The organism is Bisbaumannia pacifica, assembly GCF_007989625.1.
Classification (GTDB): domain Bacteria; phylum Pseudomonadota; class Gammaproteobacteria; order Pseudomonadales; family Halomonadaceae; genus Bisbaumannia; species Bisbaumannia pacifica.
Genome location: NZ_BJUK01000007.1, coordinates 113,079 through 130,694, shown reverse-complemented (window position 1 = coordinate 130,694; position 17,616 = coordinate 113,079). Strand labels below are relative to the sequence as shown.

The 17,616-nt window shown below is 68.5% G+C and carries 20 protein-coding genes and 1 pseudogene; 14 read left to right on the top strand and 7 right to left on the bottom strand.

Annotation, left to right across the window (positions count from 1 at the left end):
• A pseudogene (locus tag HPA02_RS04740) lies at window positions 1-509 on the bottom strand (hypothetical protein); the annotation flags it as partial.
• Between the two features lie 184 nt (window positions 510-693).
• The gene (folE2, locus tag HPA02_RS04735) at window positions 694-1,590 is read right to left on the bottom strand and encodes a GTP cyclohydrolase FolE2 (protein WP_146801929.1); all 897 of its coding nucleotides are present in this window, start codon (window positions 1,588-1,590) and stop codon (window positions 694-696) included.
• A 188-nt stretch (window positions 1,591-1,778) separates the two neighbouring features.
• Here folE2 and yccX point away from each other — a divergent pair, with 188 nt between their 5' ends.
• Window positions 1,779-2,051 (top strand): acylphosphatase, encoded by a 273-nt coding sequence (gene yccX / locus HPA02_RS04730; RefSeq protein WP_146801928.1) that lies wholly within the window; start codon window positions 1,779-1,781, stop codon window positions 2,049-2,051.
• Window positions 2,052-2,229: 178 nt separating this feature from the next.
• On the opposite strand, the gene HPA02_RS04725 is transcribed toward yccX, so the two are convergent.
• The 3 genes from HPA02_RS04725 to HPA02_RS04715 form a co-directional block, all read right to left on the bottom strand.
• Window positions 2,230-3,171, bottom strand: coding sequence for a nucleoside hydrolase (locus tag HPA02_RS04725; protein ID WP_146801927.1), 942 nt, complete (start codon window positions 3,169-3,171; stop codon window positions 2,230-2,232).
• Window positions 3,172-3,212: 41 nt separating this feature from the next.
• Window positions 3,213-4,142, bottom strand: coding sequence for a ribokinase (locus HPA02_RS04720; RefSeq protein ID WP_146801926.1), 930 nt, complete (start codon window positions 4,140-4,142; stop codon window positions 3,213-3,215).
• A gap of 114 nt (window positions 4,143-4,256) precedes the next feature.
• Window positions 4,257-5,189: a D-2-hydroxyacid dehydrogenase gene (locus HPA02_RS04715; protein WP_146801925.1), complete on the bottom strand. Its 933-nt coding sequence runs from the start codon at window positions 5,187-5,189 to the stop codon at window positions 4,257-4,259.
• Window positions 5,190-5,358: 169 nt separating this feature from the next.
• On the opposite strand from HPA02_RS04715, the gene HPA02_RS04710 reads away from it, so the two are divergent.
• The 13 genes from HPA02_RS04710 to HPA02_RS04650 all read left to right on the top strand — a co-directional run bounded on the left by HPA02_RS04710 (window position 5,359) and on the right by HPA02_RS04650 (window position 16,025).
• On the top strand, window positions 5,359-5,610 hold the full coding sequence (locus tag HPA02_RS04710) for an FmdB family zinc ribbon protein (protein WP_146801924.1): 252 nt from the start codon (window positions 5,359-5,361) through the stop codon (window positions 5,608-5,610).
• A 48-nt stretch (window positions 5,611-5,658) separates the two neighbouring features.
• Window positions 5,659-7,437 (top strand): aspartate--tRNA ligase, encoded by a 1,779-nt coding sequence (aspS, locus tag HPA02_RS04705; protein WP_146801923.1) that lies wholly within the window; start codon window positions 5,659-5,661, stop codon window positions 7,435-7,437.
• A 127-nt stretch (window positions 7,438-7,564) separates the two neighbouring features.
• Window positions 7,565-8,113, top strand: coding sequence for a crossover junction endodeoxyribonuclease RuvC (gene ruvC, locus HPA02_RS04700; RefSeq protein WP_146801922.1), 549 nt, complete (start codon window positions 7,565-7,567; stop codon window positions 8,111-8,113).
• Between the two features lie 147 nt (window positions 8,114-8,260).
• The gene (ruvA, locus tag HPA02_RS04695) at window positions 8,261-8,884 is read left to right on the top strand and encodes a Holliday junction branch migration protein RuvA (protein ID WP_146801921.1); all 624 of its coding nucleotides are present in this window, start codon (window positions 8,261-8,263) and stop codon (window positions 8,882-8,884) included.
• A gap of 59 nt (window positions 8,885-8,943) precedes the next feature.
• Window positions 8,944-9,981: a Holliday junction branch migration DNA helicase RuvB gene (gene ruvB, locus HPA02_RS04690; protein ID WP_146801920.1), complete on the top strand. Its 1,038-nt coding sequence runs from the start codon at window positions 8,944-8,946 to the stop codon at window positions 9,979-9,981.
• Window positions 9,978-10,391: a tol-pal system-associated acyl-CoA thioesterase gene (gene ybgC, locus HPA02_RS04685; RefSeq protein ID WP_269750168.1), complete on the top strand. Its 414-nt coding sequence runs from the start codon at window positions 9,978-9,980 to the stop codon at window positions 10,389-10,391. Before ruvB ends, ybgC begins: the two co-directional genes overlap by 4 nt.
• An 8-nt stretch (window positions 10,392-10,399) precedes the next feature.
• Complete coding sequence (gene tolQ / locus HPA02_RS04680; protein WP_146801919.1) at window positions 10,400-11,089, top strand: protein TolQ; 690 nt, start codon at window positions 10,400-10,402, stop codon at window positions 11,087-11,089.
• A gap of 13 nt (window positions 11,090-11,102) precedes the next feature.
• The gene (tolR, locus tag HPA02_RS04675) at window positions 11,103-11,543 is read left to right on the top strand and encodes a protein TolR (RefSeq protein WP_146801918.1); all 441 of its coding nucleotides are present in this window, start codon (window positions 11,103-11,105) and stop codon (window positions 11,541-11,543) included.
• A gap of 2 nt (window positions 11,544-11,545) precedes the next feature.
• Window positions 11,546-12,646 (top strand): cell envelope integrity protein TolA, encoded by a 1,101-nt coding sequence (gene tolA / locus HPA02_RS04670; RefSeq protein ID WP_146801917.1) that lies wholly within the window; start codon window positions 11,546-11,548, stop codon window positions 12,644-12,646.
• On the top strand, window positions 12,646-13,929 hold the full coding sequence (gene tolB, locus HPA02_RS04665) for a Tol-Pal system beta propeller repeat protein TolB (RefSeq protein WP_146801916.1): 1,284 nt from the start codon (window positions 12,646-12,648) through the stop codon (window positions 13,927-13,929). The genes tolA and tolB overlap by 1 nt, the downstream gene beginning before the upstream one ends.
• Window positions 13,930-13,955: 26 nt before the next feature.
• Complete coding sequence (pal, locus tag HPA02_RS04660; RefSeq protein ID WP_146801915.1) at window positions 13,956-14,483, top strand: peptidoglycan-associated lipoprotein Pal; 528 nt, start codon at window positions 13,956-13,958, stop codon at window positions 14,481-14,483.
• Window positions 14,484-14,499: 16 nt separating this feature from the next.
• Window positions 14,500-15,255: a tol-pal system protein YbgF gene (gene ybgF / locus HPA02_RS04655; protein ID WP_146801914.1), complete on the top strand. Its 756-nt coding sequence runs from the start codon at window positions 14,500-14,502 to the stop codon at window positions 15,253-15,255.
• An 8-nt stretch (window positions 15,256-15,263) separates the two neighbouring features.
• Window positions 15,264-16,025 carry a YciK family oxidoreductase gene (locus tag HPA02_RS04650; RefSeq protein WP_146801913.1) on the top strand — a complete coding sequence of 254 codons (762 nt, stop codon included), beginning with the start codon at window positions 15,264-15,266 and terminating at the stop codon, window positions 16,023-16,025.
• 164 nt (window positions 16,026-16,189) lie between these two features.
• Here HPA02_RS04650 and HPA02_RS04645 read toward each other — a convergent pair whose 3' ends face one another.
• Both HPA02_RS04645 and ubiG read right to left on the bottom strand, forming a co-directional pair.
• Window positions 16,190-16,849 carry an HAD family hydrolase gene (locus HPA02_RS04645; protein WP_146801912.1) on the bottom strand — a complete coding sequence of 220 codons (660 nt, stop codon included), beginning with the start codon at window positions 16,847-16,849 and terminating at the stop codon, window positions 16,190-16,192.
• Complete coding sequence (gene ubiG, locus HPA02_RS04640) at window positions 16,846-17,616, bottom strand: bifunctional 2-polyprenyl-6-hydroxyphenol methylase/3-demethylubiquinol 3-O-methyltransferase UbiG (RefSeq protein WP_146801911.1); 771 nt, start codon at window positions 17,614-17,616, stop codon at window positions 16,846-16,848. Before ubiG ends, HPA02_RS04645 begins: the two co-directional genes overlap by 4 nt.

The following is a 17,616-nucleotide window of genomic DNA, read 5'->3' as shown; positions in this document are numbered from 1 at the left end:
AGGCGTTCGGCGTTGACCGCCGAGCCGCCGATATAGAAGGCGTGGTCGCACCAGGCGCGGCCGTCGGCGCGGTCGAACTTGGCCGCGAGGTCCTCCGGCGTCAGGGTCAAAGGGCTGGTGTTGGGCATCTCGAAGACCCCGGTGACGCCGCCCAGCACGGCGCCGCGGGTGCCCGCCTCCAGGGTCTCCTTGTGGGTCAGGCCCGGTTCGCGGAAGTGCACCTGGGTATCGATCACCCCGGGCAGCACGTGCAGGCCGGCGGCTTCCAGGGTGCTCTCGGCAGACCAGCTCCTGCGCAGTTCGCCCAGGGCCACGATATGGCCGCCGAGGCAGGCCACGTCCAGGCGCTCGATGCCGGCAGGCGTGACCACCTGGCCGCCCAGCACCAGCAGGTCGGCGTGGTGCAGGGTATCAGGCCCTTCCCGGTCGCCCGGAGTGATAGCCTGTGCTCGCAGGCTTCGGGGGATGGTGAGGCGTTCGCCGACGACGGAGGAGGGCGTCAAGATCATGGCATCGTTCTCATTGGGGGTGTCGTGGGGCAGGCGCGATCAGGAGGGCACGCCGATAGCGAGTGTCAGGGGCCGTCAGCGGGGCCCTCCGGCGAAGTCGCGTTGCTGGCGGGCACCCTCATGCTGCTTGGCTTCGGACCGTGCGCGCCCCGCTCGACCTTTACCGGCCGCATGCTGATATCCCTCACGCCTGCTGCCAATTCCACTGGCTGCGCGCCACGGCATCGTGGGCGTGGAGGCTTTCGGCGTGGACTACCCGCAGGGAGAATCCCTCGATACCAGGCTGCTCGCGCAGGCTGTGATGGAGGCGCCGGGCGGCATCCTCGCAGAACATCAGGTTCTGGCCGTTGGCCAGGGCGAAGGCCTGCTCGTCCACCCGCTTTACCGCGGTCTGTAGCGCCGTGCCGAGCGACCGCTCGACGCGGTCGACCAGCGCCAGCAGCGGCAGGGCGTCGCCGTCGATGGCCAGGCGCAGCGCGAGGTGTGCCTGGCTGCGCTGACTATGGGGCGTGGCCAGCACGCCCTGGTCGCTGCCCAGCCAGGCATGCACCGCCTCGCGGGTCACCGGCATCTCGGTGAAGTCCTCCGCGAAGGCTTGCTGGATCAGTTGGCGCGCCAGCGCCGCCGAGCAGGGGCAGGTGGAGGAATAGCCCACGCTGACCTCGAGAATGGCGTGCAGGCCCAGGGCGTCACGGCGGCAACGCAGGGTGAAGGGGTAGGTCTTCCAGCCCGACAGGGGGCTGATCAGCGCCGGACGGCGCAACAACGCCTCGCCTTCCAGGTCGAGAAACGCCTGATGCGCCAGCCCTCGATGGCTTGCCAGAAAGGCGTCGAGCACCGCGGCTAACCGCGATAGCGAGAGCTCCTGGCCTTCCAGCTCGGCCAGCGCCAGGTAGAGGCGTGACATATGAATGCCGCGGGCGGTCGGGTCGTCGAGGCTGACGCCCGCCGAGGCGCGACCGGCGATGGCTTGGCCGGCCACCTTGAGCGGCAGGGCAATGCCCTCCATACCGACCCAGTTCAGCGTGCCAAGGCGTGTCGACGGCGCGGCAGCAATATCTTCCAAGGGGTGCTTGTCCATGAACGGCTCATTCGGTGGGTGGTGCCATACATGTTATAACATAACATTTAATATAAGCCGACCACCAGTCGAGGACGGGCCGGTGGCGGGGCACTACCGTCCCTCCCCTTGGCGCCGGCCGGCTCGGGTGCTAGAACAGGGGAGACAGGAGGCCGCCACCGGCGGGGTCGTCGAAGGGAGGAGTCAGCATGAGCAAGCAGTGCATCAAGGCCTGGGTCAGCGGCAAGGTGCAGGGGGTCTGGTACCGCCGGGCCACCCAGGAGCAGGCCCTGCAGCATGGGCTGACCGGCTATGCCAAGAACCTGCCGGATGGTCGCGTCGAGGTGCTGCTATGTGGCGAGGAGGAGGCGGTCCGCGCGGTGACCCAATGGCTCTGGCAGGGCCCCCCCGCGGCTCGGGTCAGCCAGGTCAGCCTGGAAGAGGCGGCGCCCCGAGACCCGGACGCCTTTATCACCCTCTAGGAGCCTGTCGGATTTGACCAATCGTCGCGAGGAACACGGATTTCGAGACAAGTTTATCGATCTGATGAGGCGAATAGCCCGCTATTTAACGAATCATATCGAATGAAATTGGCCGAAAGCCCGGGTTTCGTAGCAGATTAGCGTTAAGTCCGACAGGCTCCTAGGTGCCTTCCCCGAGTTATTTCAGGGTATCGACGATCCACTGCACCACGGCGGGGCCGTCGGCGCCCAGGCAGGCCTCCACCAGGGGCGTGCGGGACCAGCGCTCGTCGATAAAGGCGCGTCCCTCGGGGGCGAACAGCGTCTGCCCCGCGGCATCCCCCTCGGTCACCACGCTCAGGTGGCCCCGGGCGGTGGTGAAGAGTTCCGGGCGCAGCAGCCAGGCCAGGGCACAGCTGTCGTGGGGGCAGCAGCCATCGATGCTCAGGGCCTGCTGGTAGAACTCCCGATAGAAGGCGTAGCTGCCCTTGAGTACGGCGCCGAGCTCGCCCTGGCCGGCGGCGATGGCGTCCATGTCGGCGGGGCTCAGCACGCAGCGATGGGTGGCGTCCAGGCCCACCAGGGTCAGCGGCCAGCCGGCGGTGAGGACCCTCGAGGCGGCGTGGGGATCATTGAAGATATTGGCCTCCGCCACCGGCGAGACATTGCCCCCCTCCTTGATCGAGCCGCCCATGATCACCACCCGCTTGACCGCCTCGACGATGCCCGGATCGAGCTGCAGGGCCGCGGCCAGGTTGCCGAGGGGGCCCACCGCCACCAGGGTGACCTCACCGGGACGGGCGCGCACCGTCTCGACGATAAACTGCGCCGCGCCGATCGGCTCCGCTCGGCCGTGGACCTCCGGCAGGTCGATATTGCCCAGGCCGTTGGCGCCATGGATATGCGCCGGCGCCGGGTGCCGGGGCTTGACCAGGGGGCCGGCGGCGCCCTGGGCCACCGGGATGCGGCGACCGGCCAGCTCGCTGAGCAGCAGGGCGTTGCGGGTGGCGACATTGATATCGACGTTGCCGTAGGTGGTGGTCAGGCCCAGCAGTTCGATCTCCGGGTGGCGCAGGGCGATGGCGATGGCCTGGGCGTCGTCCACGCCCGGGTCGGTATCGAAGATGATCGGATAGCTCATGGGGCGGTCTCCATCAAGGGCCAGGTTGAGAGGATGGTAGCCTAGTGGCCGTCGTCGTTTTCCAAGGGGCAGGGTGGCCATTCGGCCAGGGCGGCGTCCACCGCCTCCGCCCAGGGAATGCTCGGCGCGGCGCCCGGGGTCTGGACGCAGAGGGCGGCGGCGGCACTGGCCCGGCGCAGGCAGGTCTCGATATCGGCACCGGCCTGGCGGGTCGCCAGGAAGACGCCGATAAAGGTGTCGCCGGCGGCGGTGGTATCCATCGCGGCGACCCGGTGGGCGGCCAGGCGAAGGCGCGTCTCCTGATGGCGGTAGTGGACCCCCTCCGCGCCCAGGGTCAGCACCAATTCCACCTCGGGGAGGCGCTCGGCCAGGGCATCGAGCAGGGCCGAAGCGGGGGTGGTCTCGGCGAGGCCGGCCAGGGCCGCGGCCTCGCCGCGGTTGACGAACAGCAGGTCGCAGGCCTCCAGCGGCAACCGGTTGGCCGCCTCGTCCATGGGCGCCGGGTTGAAGGCCAGTGTCAGGCCGTGCTGCTTGGCGGCCGCCATGGCCGCTGCCAGGCCGTTGCACTCGTTCTGCAGCAGCAGGGTGGCGCCGGGCTCGGCGGTGGCGATCCGCGCCACCAGGGCGTCCTCCTCGAAGCCGTGATTGGCACCGGGGTAGAGGATAATGGCGTTCTCGCCATTATCGTCGACCTGGATCAGCGCATGGCCGCTGGGCGCGTCGACCAGCTCGACGTCGTCGAGCGCGACCCCGGCCTCCTCGAGGGGCGCCAGGGCCCAGCCGTCACCGCGACCCAGGCGCCCCCAGTGAGCGACGCGGCCCCCGGCCCGGGCCAGGGCCAGGGACTGATTGGCGCCCTTGCCGCCCAGCACCCGTTGGTAGTCGCGGCTGGCCAGTGTCTCGCCGGGCCGCACCAGGTGCGGCACCCGGTAGACATGATCGATATTGATGGAGCCCAGGTTATAGAGCATGGCGTCCTTCCTGCGGTCCGGCCCGTCGGCCGGAGAGAAAAAGCGATGGCATTGTCCCCGTCGTCTCGCCTAAGCCTAGCCGGGGCACGCATGGCGCGTTTTCACGCTGGCGGTTCAGGGCAACGGTCGCGCCAGGTTCTCGGCGGTCAGCTCGACCACCCGGGCCCGCGCCTCCGGGGTGATCCAGGCATTATGGGGGGTGACGATCAGGTTGAGGGGCTCGGCGAGGGCCTCGAGAAGCGCATGCCCCCGGCGAGGCGGCTCCTCGGGCAGGCTGTCGACCCCCAGGCCGCCGAGGCGGCCCTCGCGCAGCGCCGTCAGCGCCGCCGCCTCGTCGACGATCCCGCCCCGGGCGCAGTTGATCAGCAGAGCGCCGGGCTTGAGTCGGGCCAGCAACGCCGCATCGACCAAGTGATGGGTGGCCTCCGTCAAGGGGCAGTGCAGGCTGAGCACATCGGCCTGGGGAGCCAGTTCGGCGAGGGCAGGGCGGGAGTCGCCGTCCTCCCGGCCGGGACGCGCGGCGTAGTCGACGCGCATGCCGAAGGCCCTGGCCAGCTCGCCGACGCGGCGGCCCAGTTCGCCCTGGCCGACGATCACCAGGTGCTTGCCTTGCAGTTGCAGGGTGGTGGGAGAGAGCAGGCAGAAGAAGTCGCTGCGCCCCCAGTCACCGGCGGCGACTCGGCGCTGGTAGCGGGGCAGGCGATTGGCCAGGGCCAGCATCAGCATCAGGGTATGCTGGGCCACGCTGGCGGTGCCATAGGCGCTGACGTTGCGTACCGTGATGCCGAGGCGCTCGGCGGCGGCCATGTCGATATTGTTGGTGCCGGTGGCCAGCACGCAGATCAGCTTCAGCTCCGGCAGGCCCTCGAGCAGCTCGCCATCCAGCACCACCTTGTTGACGATGGCGACCCGGGCGCCTTCGAGGCGTTCCCGGCGCTCGTCCGTGGCGGTGGCGGCATGCACCGTCAGTTGGTCGACTCGCTCGCGCAGGGGGCTGAGGTCGATATCCTCGCCGAGGCTGGCGGCATCGAGTAGCACGGCTTTCATCACAAATCCTCGAGTGGCTTCGGCACCTTGCCCCCAAGGGGGCGCGACGCGCTATAATGCGGGGCTTTCGGTGGCCTTGGAAAGGCCGGCGCGAGGCCCCATATTGGCCATCGCCGGCCTGGTCGGGGTGTGTTCCAGGCCAATAGCGTATTCAGGAGTGATTAGAACCATGCCCATCTACGAATATGAGTGCAAGGCCTGTGGCCACCGTCTCGAGAAGCTGCAGAAGGTGAGCGCCGCGCCACTCACCGACTGCCCCAGCTGCGAGGCCGCCGAGCTCTCCCGTCTGGTCTCCGCGGCGGGCTTCCGCCTGGCTGGCGGTGGCTGGTACGAGACCGATTTCAAGTCCGGCAGCAAGAAGAACCTGGCCGGTGACGGCGCGGCCAGCAAGGCGCCGAGCAAGGACGGGGCCGCCGCCTGAGGCGGCCCGATTCTCCCTTTCGATAAACGCTAGAAAACAGGATTCGACATGCGCAGCCATTATTGCGGCCAGCTTAACGAGACACTGGTGGATCAGACGGTCACCCTCTGTGGTTGGGTGCACCGTCGCCGTGACCACGGTGGGGTGATCTTCCTCGACATGCGCGACCGTGATGGCATCGCCCAGGTCGTGGTGGACCCGGATACCGCCGAGGCCTTCGCCAATGCCGACCGCTGCCGTAACGAGTTCGTGCTGCGCATCGTCGGCCGCGTGCGGCCGCGCCCCGAGGGCACCCAGAACCCCAACATGCCCACCGGCATGATCGAGGTGCTGGCCAAGGAGGTGGAGGTCCTCAACACCGCCGCCACCCCGCCGTTCCAGCTCGACGAGCATGGCAAGGTGGGCGAGGAGGTGCGCCTCAAACACCGCTATATCGATCTGCGTCGCCCGGAGATGCTCGACAAGCTGCGCCTGCGCTCGCGGATCTCCCACAGCGTGCGGGCCTTCCTCGAGGGGCAGGGCTTCCTGGATATCGAGACGCCGATCCTGACCCGGGCCACCCCGGAAGGCGCCCGGGACTACCTGGTGCCGAGCCGTACCCACGCCGGCAGCTTCTTCGCCCTGCCGCAGTCGCCGCAGCTGTTCAAGCAGTTGCTGATGGTGTCCGGCTTCGACCGCTACTACCAGATCGCCAAGTGCTTCCGCGACGAGGACCTGCGCGCCGACCGTCAGCCGGAGTTCACCCAGATCGACCTGGAGGCCTCCTTCGTCGACGAAGACGAGATCATGGGCATTACCGAGTCGATGATCCGCCAGCTCTTCCAGGAGGTCCTCGAGGTCGAGCTGCCCGAGTTCCCGCGCATGCCCTACAGCGAGGCGATGAGCCGCTACGGCTCCGACAAGCCGGACCTGCGCATCCCCCTGGAACTGGTCGACGTCGATGACCTGATGGCCCAGGTGGACTTCAAGGTCTTCTCCGGCCCGGCCAAGGCCGACGACGGCCGCGTCGCCGCCCTCAAGGTCCCCGGCGGTGCCGAGCTCTCCCGCAAGGCCATCGACGAGTACACCAAGTTTGTCGGCATCTATGGCGCCAAGGGCCTGGCCTGGATCAAGGTCAACGAGCGCGCCAAGGGGCTCGAGGGCCTGCAGTCGCCCATCGTCAAGTTCATGGAGAACGTGATCGACGAGCTGCTGGAGCGTGTCGACGCCCAAGACGGCGATATCATCTTCTTCGGCGCTGACAAGGCGCGGGTGGTCAACGAGGCCCTGGGCGCCCTGCGCGTCAAGCTGGGCGAGGACCTGGAACTCTACACCCAGGACTGGGCACCGCTGTGGGTGGTCGACTTCCCGATGTTCGAGGACGACGGCAGCGCCCGCATGCAGGCCCTGCACCATCCCTTCACCGCGCCCTCCTGCGACGTGGAGGCCCTCAAGGCCGATCCCGCCCAGGCGCTGTCCCGCGCCTACGATATGGTGCTCAACGGCACCGAGCTGGGCGGCGGCTCGATCCGTATCCACGATCAGGAGATGCAGCGGGCCGTCCTCGAGGTGCTGGGCATCGACCAGGCCGAGGCGGAAGAGAAGTTCGGCTTCCTGCTCGACGCCCTCAAGTATGGCGCGCCGCCCCACGGTGGCCTGGCCTTCGGCCTCGACCGCCTGGTGATGCTGATGACCGGGGCGCGGACCATCCGCGAGGTGATCGCTTTCCCCAAGACCCAGAGCGCCGCCTGCCTGATGACCGACGCCCCGGGCGAGGTCAGCGCCGAGCAGCTCAAGGAGCTGAATATCCGCCTGCGGGCCAAGGCCAAGCCGGAAGCCGCCGAATAAGGCGAGCCATTCCGACACGCACGACCCCTACCGGCGCCCCTGTGGCGCCGGTATGTTGTTGGGCTGGGACACTCTCGTCAGGGAGACGACGCACAATGAAGAGAAACGCGCCCGGAGACGGCGGGACATGCTGATCCTGGGGATCGATCCCGGCTCGCGGATCACCGGCTATGGGGTGCTCGACGTTGGCGAGACGCGGCCCCGCTACGTGGCCAGCGGCTGCATCCGTACCCGGGGCGATGACCTGGCCCAGCGCCTGGCACAGATCTATGCCGGGATCAGCGAGCTGATCGGTCTGCATCGCCCGGGAGAGCTGGCCATCGAACAGGTCTTTATGGCCAAGAATCCCGACTCGGCCCTCAAGCTGGGTCAGGCCCGGGGTACCGCCATCGTCTGCGCCGCCAACCATGGCCTGCCGGTGAGCGAATACGGGCCGCGCCAGATCAAGCAGGCGGTGACCGGCACCGGCGGTGCCGACAAGGCCCAGGTGCAGCATATGATCAGCGCCGTGCTGGGCCTCGACGGCACGCCCCAGGCGGATGCCGCCGATGCCCTGGCCATCGCCCTGACCCATGCCCATGCGCGGCTAGGCCTGATCAGCCGCGGCAGCTATGGCGGGCGGCGCGGCGGCGGCAAGGGGTGGCGCGCCTTCGACCCCGGCAGCCGCGGGTCCTGAGGGCCGGGCACGGATGCCCGGCCTTCGATTCGAACCGGCGCATCCCCTCGGGGGTGCGTGCACACTAGATGACGATTTTGGCCTCTGGTCAGCCTAGCGGGTGGCCAGTATAGTGAACGCCAGTCTTAGCAAGGATCGATTCACGGCATGATTGGACGCCTGCGTGGCACCCTAGTGGAGAAGCAGCCGCCCTGGCTGGTGGTCGACGTCGCCGGCGTCGGCTATGAACTGGAAGCCTCCCTCACCACCCAGATGGCCCTGCCGGCGGTGGGCGACACGGTCTCCCTGCACACTCATCTCAGCATTCGCGACGATGCCCACCTGCTCTACGGCTTCGCCCGTGGCCAGGAGCGCGAGCTGTTCCGTGCCCTGATCAAGGTCAATGGCGTGGGGCCCAAGCTGGCCCTGGCGATCCTCTCCGGCATGGACGAGGCGGCCTTCGTGCGCTGCGTGCGCGAGGATGACATCAAGTCGCTGACCCGGCTGCCTGGCGTCGGCAAGAAGACCGCCGAGCGGCTGATCATCGAGATGCGCGACCGCTTCCCGCATTGGACCGGCGACGAGGGCGGCGGCCTCGAGGCCCTGGAAGCCGCGGCGGCGGGGCAGTCGAGCGCGGCCCCCCAGAGCGACCCCCTGGCGGATGCCGAGGCGGCCCTGGTGGCGCTCGGCTACAAGCCCGCCGAGGCCGCCAAGATGCTCGCCGGCTGCGAGCGTGGGCTCTCCACCGAGGCCCTGATCAAGGCCGCCCTGACCCGCAAGCTGGCGGGCTAGGGTGGCTGCCCCCATCGATGCCGGCCCGTTGACGCGGCCGCGCAGGATCGGAAGTCACTATGCTCGACAATGATCGACTGATCGCCGCCGCTCCCCAGGGCGGGGAGCTGGTCCAGGACCACGCCATCCGCCCCAAGCGGCTGGCCGACTATATCGGTCAGCCGCGGGTACGCGAGCAGTTGGAGATCTTTATCCAGGCCGCCCGCGGTCGCGGCGAAAGCCTCGACCATACCCTGGTGTTCGGTCCCCCGGGGCTGGGCAAGACCACCCTGGCCAATATCATCGCCGCCGAGATGGACGTGGATATCAAGTCCACCTCGGGGCCGGTGCTGGAGCGCCCGGGGGACCTGGCCGCCATGCTCACCAACCTCGAGCCCGGCGACGTGCTGTTTATCGACGAGATTCATCGCCTCTCGCCGGTGGTGGAGGAGGTGCTCTATCCGGCCATGGAGGACTTCCAGCTGGATATCGTCATCGGCGAGGGGCCGGCGGCGCGCTCCATCAAGCTCGACTTGCCGCGCTTCACCCTGGTGGGGGCCACCACCCGGGCGGGGCTTTTGACCTCGCCGCTGCGCGATCGCTTCGGCATCGTCCAGCGCCTGGAGTTCTACGGCATCGACGACCTGACCGGCATCGTCTCCCGCTCGGCGCGGCTGCTGGGCGTCGAGGCGGATGGCGCCGGTGCCGCGGAGATCGCCCGCCGCGCTCGGGGCACGCCGCGCATCGCCAATCGCCTGCTGCGGCGGGTGCGTGATTACGCCGAGGTGCGCGGCCGCGGGGTGATCGATGTCGAGGTGGCGGATCGCGCCCTGGACATGCTGCATGTGGATCACCACGGCCTCGACCATATGGATCGCCGCCTGCTGCTGGCGATGATCGAGAAGTTCGATGGCGGCCCGGTGGGCGTCGACTCCCTGGCCGCCGCCATCGGCGAGGAGCGCGACACCATCGAGGACGTGATCGAGCCCTACCTGATCCAGCAGGGGCTGATGATGCGCACCGCCCGGGGGCGGGTGGTGACTCGCCAGGCCTATGCCCACTTCGACCTGGTGCCCGACTCCGCCACCCCGGATGCCAGCGGCGAGGTGCGCCCATGAGTAGCACGGGCGAGTTCCGCCTGCCGGTGCGGGTCTATATCGAGGACACCGACGCCGGGGGCATCGTCTACTACGTCAACTACCTGAAATTCATGGAGCGCGCCCGCAGCGAGTGGTTACGGCGCCTGGGCCATACCCAGCGCGAGCTGCTCGCCGAGGGCGTGCAACTGGTGGTCCATCGCCTGGAGTGCCGCTATGCTCGCCCGGCGCGTCTCGATGACGACCTGGTGGTCAGCGCCGCCGTCGCCGAGCGGGGCGCCAGCCGTGCCACCTTCGTCCAACGGGTCAGCCGCACCGGGGAACCCCTGTGTGAGGCGAGTGTCGACATCGCCTGTCTGGATGCCCAAACCCTGCGGCCCCGCCGCTGGCCGGCGGCCCTGGCCGCGGCCCTAACCCCCGAGCTTCGATGAGGACGCCCGTGAACGACACCATGTCCATTCCCCACCTGATCATGAATGCCAGCACCGTGGTGCAGCTGGTGATGCTGATCCTGGTGCTCGGCTCCATCCTCTCCTGGGTGGTGATCTTCCAGCGCAGCCTGGTGCTGAGCCGTGCCAAGAAGGCGCACAAGGCCTTCGAGGAGCACTTCTGGTCCGGGGTCGATCTCAACGACCTCTATCGCCAGATTCCCGCCGAACGCGAGAGCCTGGGAGGCGAGCACCTGTTTCGCGCCGGCTTCCGGGAATTCCACCGCCTCTTGCCCAAGGCCAAGAGCCCCCAGGCGATCCTCGATGGGGTGCAGCGCAGCATGCGCGTCGCCTGGTCCCGGGAAGAAGAGCGCCTCAACCTGCACCTGGTGTTCCTGGCCACGGTGGCCTCGGCGAGTCCCTATATCGGCCTGTTCGGTACCGTCTGGGGCATCATGGGCTCCTTCCAGTCGCTCTCCATGGCCCAGCAGGCGACGCTCGCCACCGTGGCGCCGTGGATCGCCGAGGCGCTGATCGCCACCGCCATGGGGCTGTTCGCCGCCATTCCGGCGGTGATCTTCTACAACCGCCTCTCCGCGGAGACCGGGCGCCTGCTCGGCAAGTACGAGGATTTCGCCGAGGAGTTCCACTCCATCCTGCACCGGAACCTGCAGGGCCGCGGCGAGAGCGCGGCGGCCTGACGGAGACCCCACCATGCATGGACCCTTCAACCGGGGCGGTCGCCGCCGCCCCATGGGCGAGATCAACGTGGTGCCCTTTATCGACGTCATGCTGGTACTGCTGGTGATCTTCATGATCACCGCGCCCATGCTGACTCAGGGCGTCCAGGTCGATCTGCCCCAGGTGAGTTCGTCACCCATCGAGGATAACGAGGAGCGCGAGCCCATCGTGGTCTCGGTGGACCGCGACGGTAATTACTATATTTCCCTCGGCGACGAGGAGACCCCGCTGGGGCTCGACGAGCTCGCCGAGCGGGTGATCATCGTCATGGATCGCAACCCGGGCACGCCGGTGATGGTGCGTGGCGATCGCAATGTCAGCTATGGCCAGGTGGTGACCCTGATGAGCACCCTGCAGAGCGCCGGCGTCGGCAATGTGGGGCTGATCTCCGAACCGCCGCCGCAGGAGGGCTAGGGGTGGCCAGAGAGGAGCATCGTGTCGGCTACGGGCTACCGGCCCTGCTCGCTATCGGCGTGCATCTGCTGGTGGTGGGCCTGAGCATGCTGAGCCTGGTGCCCAGTGCCAGGACCGAGCCACCCTCCGCCGCGGTGGTTCAGGCCACCCTGGTGAGTACCGAGACCGCCACCGACCAGGCCCAGCGCGCCCAGGAGGCCAGGGCGCGTGCCGCGGCCCGCCAGCAGGCCGAGGCGGAGGCCGCCCGGGAAGCCGAGCGTCAGGCCCAGGAGGTCGAGGCCCGTCAGGCGCAGGAACAGGCCGCCCGCGAGGCAGCCGAGGCCGAGTCTCAGCGCCAGGCGGCAGAGGAGGCTCGGGTCGAGGCCCAGCGACGCGCCGAGGAGGCCGAACGCCAGGCGCGGTTGCGGGAAGAGCAGGCCGCCGAGCAAGAAGCCGAACGTCAGCGCCAGGCCGAAGAGCAGCGTCGCCGCGAAGAGGAAGCCGAACGTCAGCGCCAGGCCGAAGAGCAGCGTCGCCGCGAAGAGGAAGCCGAACGCCAGCGCCAGGCCGAGGAGCAGCGTCGTCGCGAAGAGGAAGCCGAACGCCAGCGCCAGGCCGAGGAGCAGCGCCGTCGCGAAGAGGAAGCCGAACGCCAGCGCCAGGCCGAGGAGCAGCGCCGCCGCGAAGAGGAGGCCGAACGCCAACGCCAGGCCGAGGAGCAACGCCGCCGCGAAGAGGCCGCGCGTCGCGCCGCCGAGGCCGCGGGGGGGAGCCTGGATAGCCTGATCGCCAGCGAGCAGGAGGCCATCGCCAATGCGCGCCAGGCCAACGAGGCCGCCAACGGTTTCCAGGCCCTGGTGCGCCGAGCGGTGGAGCAGGCTTGGATCATTCCCCCGGGCAGCGTCGATGGCCTGGAGGCGACCCTGGCGCTCAACCTGCTCCCCACCGGCGAGCTGGTGGGAGTGAGTGTGGTGCGCGGTAGCGGCGACGCCGGTTTCGACCGCTCGGCGCTGCAGGCGGTGGAGCGAGCCGCGCCCTTCCGTGAAATGCGCCAGTTGCCGGCGGCGGCACAGAGTCAGTTCCGTCAATTCAATCTACGCTTTCGACCGGGGGATATCCGCTGATGAAACGCTATCTTGGCTTATGGCTGGCGGCCTGCCTGCTGCTCTTCGTGCAGCAGGCCCAGGCCAATCTGACCATCGAGATCACCCGCGGCAGCGACCGCGCCATCCCCATCGCCATCGTGCCTTTCGCCGGTGAGGGCCTGCCGGAGGACCTGGCACGCATCGTCAGCGATGACCTGGAGCGCAGCGGCCAGTTCGAGCCGCTGCCCCGCGATTCGATGATTTCCCGCCCCGCTCGCGGCGAGGCGGTCAACTACCGCGATTGGCGGGCGGTCTCCGCCGACTACCTGGTCGTCGCCGAGGTGACCGCCGAGGGCAGCGACTACCGGGTGCGCTACGAGCTGCTCGATGTCTATGGCGAGAGCCGCCTGCTGGGCGAGGTGGTCACCGCCGACCCGCAGCGCCTGCGGGCCGCCGCCCACTACATCAGCGACCAGGTCTTCGAGGCGATCACCGGGATCCGCGGCGCCTTCTCCACGCGGATCGCCTATGTCACGGCCCAGGGCGCCGGCGACGCGCGCCGCTACGGCCTGCATATCGCCGATGCCGATGGCCGCAACAGCCAGCAGATCCTCGACTCCGATCAGCCGATCATGTCGCCGGCCTGGTCGCCGGATGGCACCAAGCTCGCCTATGTCTCCTTCGAGACCGAGCGCCCGGCCATCTATATCCAGGACGTCACCACCGGCCAGCGCGTCCGGGCCAGCTCCTTCACCGGCATCAACAGCGCCCCGGCCTGGTCGCCGGATGGTCGCCAGCTGGCCATGTCGCTGTCTCGGGATGGGCAGCCGGAGCTCTACCTGATGGATATCGCCAGCCGCGAGTTCCGGCGCCTGACCGATAACAGCGCCATCGATACCGAGCCCAGCTTCGCCCCGGATGGGCGCAGCCTGGTCTTCACCTCGGATCGCAGCGGCGGCCCGCAGCTCTACCGCTATGACCTGGCCAGCGGCCGGGTGGAACGCCTCACCTTCACCGGCAACTACAATGCCCGGGGACGCCTCAGCCCGGATGGCGAGTCACTGTTTATGATTCACCGCGGCAATCGCGGTTATCAGGTGGCCCGCCAGGAGCTGGAGAGCGGTCGCCTGGTGACCCTGACCGAGGGTCGCTGGGACGAATCTCCCAGTGTTGCCCCCAACGGGAGCATGGTACTCTTCGCCACCCAGCAGGGCAGCGCCGGGATACTGGGCGCCGTGTCGGCGGATGGACGAGCCTCCTTCCGTCTGCCGGCGGCCCGGGGTGACGTGCGGGAACCCGCATGGTCACCGTTTCTGAACTGATATTGTCATTCATCAAGGAGTGGAAAATGCAATTCAAGCCTTATGCCAGGAGCCTGGCCATCGCGCTCTCTCTCGCCTTCGTGGCCGGTTGTTCCAGCACGGGCGGCACCCAGGATGGCTCCATGGATGGCAGTCGCGACGGTGTCAGCACCAGCGGCGCGGCTAATGGCCAGGTCGGCGGCGTGGGGGTCGGCGGCACCGGTCAGAACGGTCAGCAGGCCGGCATTCCCGGCGTGCGCACCATCTACTTCGACTACGACAGCGAGCGCATTCGTGGCGAGTTCGAGCCGGTGCTCAATGCCCACGCCCAGTACCTGCGCAACAACCCCAGCGCCCGGGTGATGCTGCAGGGCCATACCGACGAGCGCGGTACCCGCGAATACAACCTGGGGCTGGGCGAGCGTCGCGCCAAGGCCGTCGAGCGCTTCCTCTCCGTGCAGGGCGTCTCTCCCTCGCAGCTGGAGGTGGTCAGCTATGGCGAGGAGCGTCCGGCGGTGAGCGGCTACAATGAGGATGCCTACGCCCAGAACCGTCGCGTGGTGTTCGCCTACTGAGGCCGAGGAGCGAGTGATGAATCACAGTCACAGCAGCCGCCGTTGGCTGACCCGACTGTGCGGTGCGGGAGCCCTGGTGCTCCCGCTTTCCGTACTGGCCCAACCGGTCATCGAGGACCTCTCGGCGGGCTCGCGTAGTTTCTACGATCAGACCGAGGCCCGGGAGAGTGCATCCGGCAGTCTGCTGCTGCTCAACCGCCTCGACGAGCAACAGCGCGAGATCCAGCAACTACGGGGGCAGGTGGAGGAGTTGCGCTATCAGCTCGAGCAACTGCGCCGCGACTCCCAGGCCCGCTATCTCGACCTGGAGGAGCGCCTCGCCGGCACCGCCCCGGCAGCGGTGGACGCAGCGGCCGCGCAGGCGGTCGCCGCCGGCAATGGGCAGGCCTCTGGGGCCGATGCCCAGGCCGCCTATCAGGCCGCCTTCCAGCGGGTTCAGGCCCGCGACTTCCCGGCCGCCATCGCCGCCTTCGAGGCCTTCGTGGCGGACTACCCGGATACCGACCTGGCCGCCAACGGCCATTACTGGCTGGGCGAGCTTCACTCCGCCGAGGAGGACCTGGAGGCCGCCGCCGCCGCCTTCCAGAGGGTGTTGGATGATCACCCGCAGAGCAACAAGGTGCCCGATGCCCTCTACAAGCTGGGGCTGCTCAAGGCGCGCCAGGGCCAGCCGGAGGCCAGCCGCGAGCTGCTCGAGCGGCTGATCGCCGATTACCCGGACAGCAACGCCGCCGTGATGGGGCGTGACTTCCTCAACGACAGCGGCCTCTAGGAGTCCCGATGAACTGCAAGATCGACTATCGTCCCCCCGCGGATCTCCTGGCGGGACGCATCGTGCTGGTGACCGGTGCCGGCGATGGCATCGGTCGTGCCGCGGCCCTCTCCTATGCCCGGCATGGCGCCACCGTGATCCTGCTGGGGCGGACCATCGCCAAGCTGGAGAAGGTCTACGACGAGATCGAGGCGGCGGGGGGAGCGCAGCCGGCGATCTTCCCGCTCAACTTCGAGGGCGCCACCCTCAAGGACTACCAGGACATGGCCGAGACCCTGGAACGGGAGTTCGGGCGCCTGGATGGCATCCTGCACAATGCCGGCCTGCTGGGGCGCCTGACCCCCTTCGACCAGTACAATCCCCAGCTCTGGGAGCAGGTGATGCAGGTCAACTTCAATGGCCCGGTATGGATGACCCAGGCCCTGCTGCCGCTGCTCAAGGCCTCCGAGGACGCCTCGGTGATCCTCACCTCCTCCAGCGTGGGTCGCCGGGGGCGTGCCTTCTGGGGCGCCTATGCGGTCTCCAAGTTCGCCACCGAGGGCTTTATGGAGGTGCTGGCCGACGAGCTGGAGAACCTCACCGCGGTGCGCGTCAATAGCCTCAACCCGGGGGCCACCCGCACCCAGATGCGGCGCAGCGCCTACCCCGCCGAGGACCCGGATACCCTGCGCACCCCCGAGGAGATCATGCCCACCTACCTGTGGTTGATGGGCCCGGAGAGCCGTGGCGTTACCGGGCAGCGTTTCGATGCCCAGCCGCCCAAGGGTTGATTAACCGCCCCCTGCCAGAATGACTAAGGGGCGCTGAGGGTAGGCCGCAACGAAGCGTCTTTTTCAGGGATGAAAAAGTCGAGCGCCCAGGGATGGGTTCACAGCGTCTTCGTGGAGTGCCTACCCTCAGGTCAGCCCCGTCAGGCTCGCTGAGAGTGTCGATATCAGGGCTGCAGCAGGGCGCTAACCAGGGCCTCGGGGGTGGCGAAGCGCAACTCTGCCGGCCACTCATCGATGGACTCCGCCGCGTCCAGGTAACCATAGCCCACCGCCACCGCGGTCATGCCGGCGGCCCGGGCGGCCTCCATATCGCGACGATGATCGCCGATATACCAGCACGCCTCGGGGGCGACGCCGAGGCGCTCGGCGGCGACCCATAACGGCTCCGGCGCGGGCTTCTTCACCGGCAGGTCATCGGCGCAGAGCAGGGCACCGGGGCTCAGCCCCAGGGCCGTGATCAGGGGGGCGGCATAGGCCCGCGGCTTGTTGGTAACGATGCCCCAGGCGCGCGGTGCCAGGCTCCAGCCGGCGATCAGCCGCTCCAGCCCGGAAAAGAGGCGGCTCTCGGCCGCCACGTCCCGGCCATAGGCATCGAGCAGAAACTGGCGTGCCTCGCCATGGCCCGGCGCCTCCAGGGGCAGGCCGAGGGCCAGGGTCACCAGGGCACTGCCGCCATTGGAGACCTGGGCGCGAATCGCCTCATAGGGCAGCGCCGGCAGGCCATGGTGCTGTCGCAGGGCATTGGTGGCCCGGGCCAGGTCCGGGGCGGTATCCACCAGGGTACCATCCAGGTCGAAGAGCAGGGCGCGGGGAAGGGCGCTCATTCGGCCTCCCGTCGGCAGTGCATCAGGTAATTCACCGAGACATCCCGGGCATCCAGGCGGTAGCGTCGCGTCAGCGGCTGGTAGACCAGACCGCTCTGCTCGCAGACCTTGAGCTCGGCCTCCCGGGCCCAGCGGGAGAGCTCCGCGGGACGGATGAACTTGCGGTACTCGTGGGTACCCTTGGGCAGCAGTCGCAGCACGTATTCGGCGCCGAGGATGGCGACGGCATAGGCCTTGGGGTTGCGATTAATCGTCGAGAAGAAGACGTCGCCGCCGGGCTTGACCAGGGTCATGCAGGCACGCACTACCGCCGCCGGGTCCGGCACATGCTCGAGCATCTCCAGACAGGTGACCACGTCATATTGGCCGGGGGCCTCGGCGGCCATCTCCTCGGCGCTGGCCTGGCGATAGTCCACCGCCACCCCGCTCTCGGCCAGATGTAGGCGAGCCACCGCCAGGGGGGCCTCGCCCATGTCGATGCCGGTGACCCGGGCGCCACGATGCGCCATGGACTCGGCCAGGATGCCGCCGCCACAGCCCACGTCGATCACCGATTTACCGGCCAGGCCGACGCGGGCATCGATAAAGTCCAGGCGCAGCGGATTGATCTCGTGGAGGGGCTTGAACTCCCCTTCGCTGTCCCACCAGCGGCTCGCCAGGGCCTCGAACTTGGCGATCTCGGCGGCATCGACGTTATGACGGTAGTCGCCGCTATCCTGGGTGCTGGCAGCATCGCTGCTATCGCGGTGGTCGGCGGTATGGGGCAT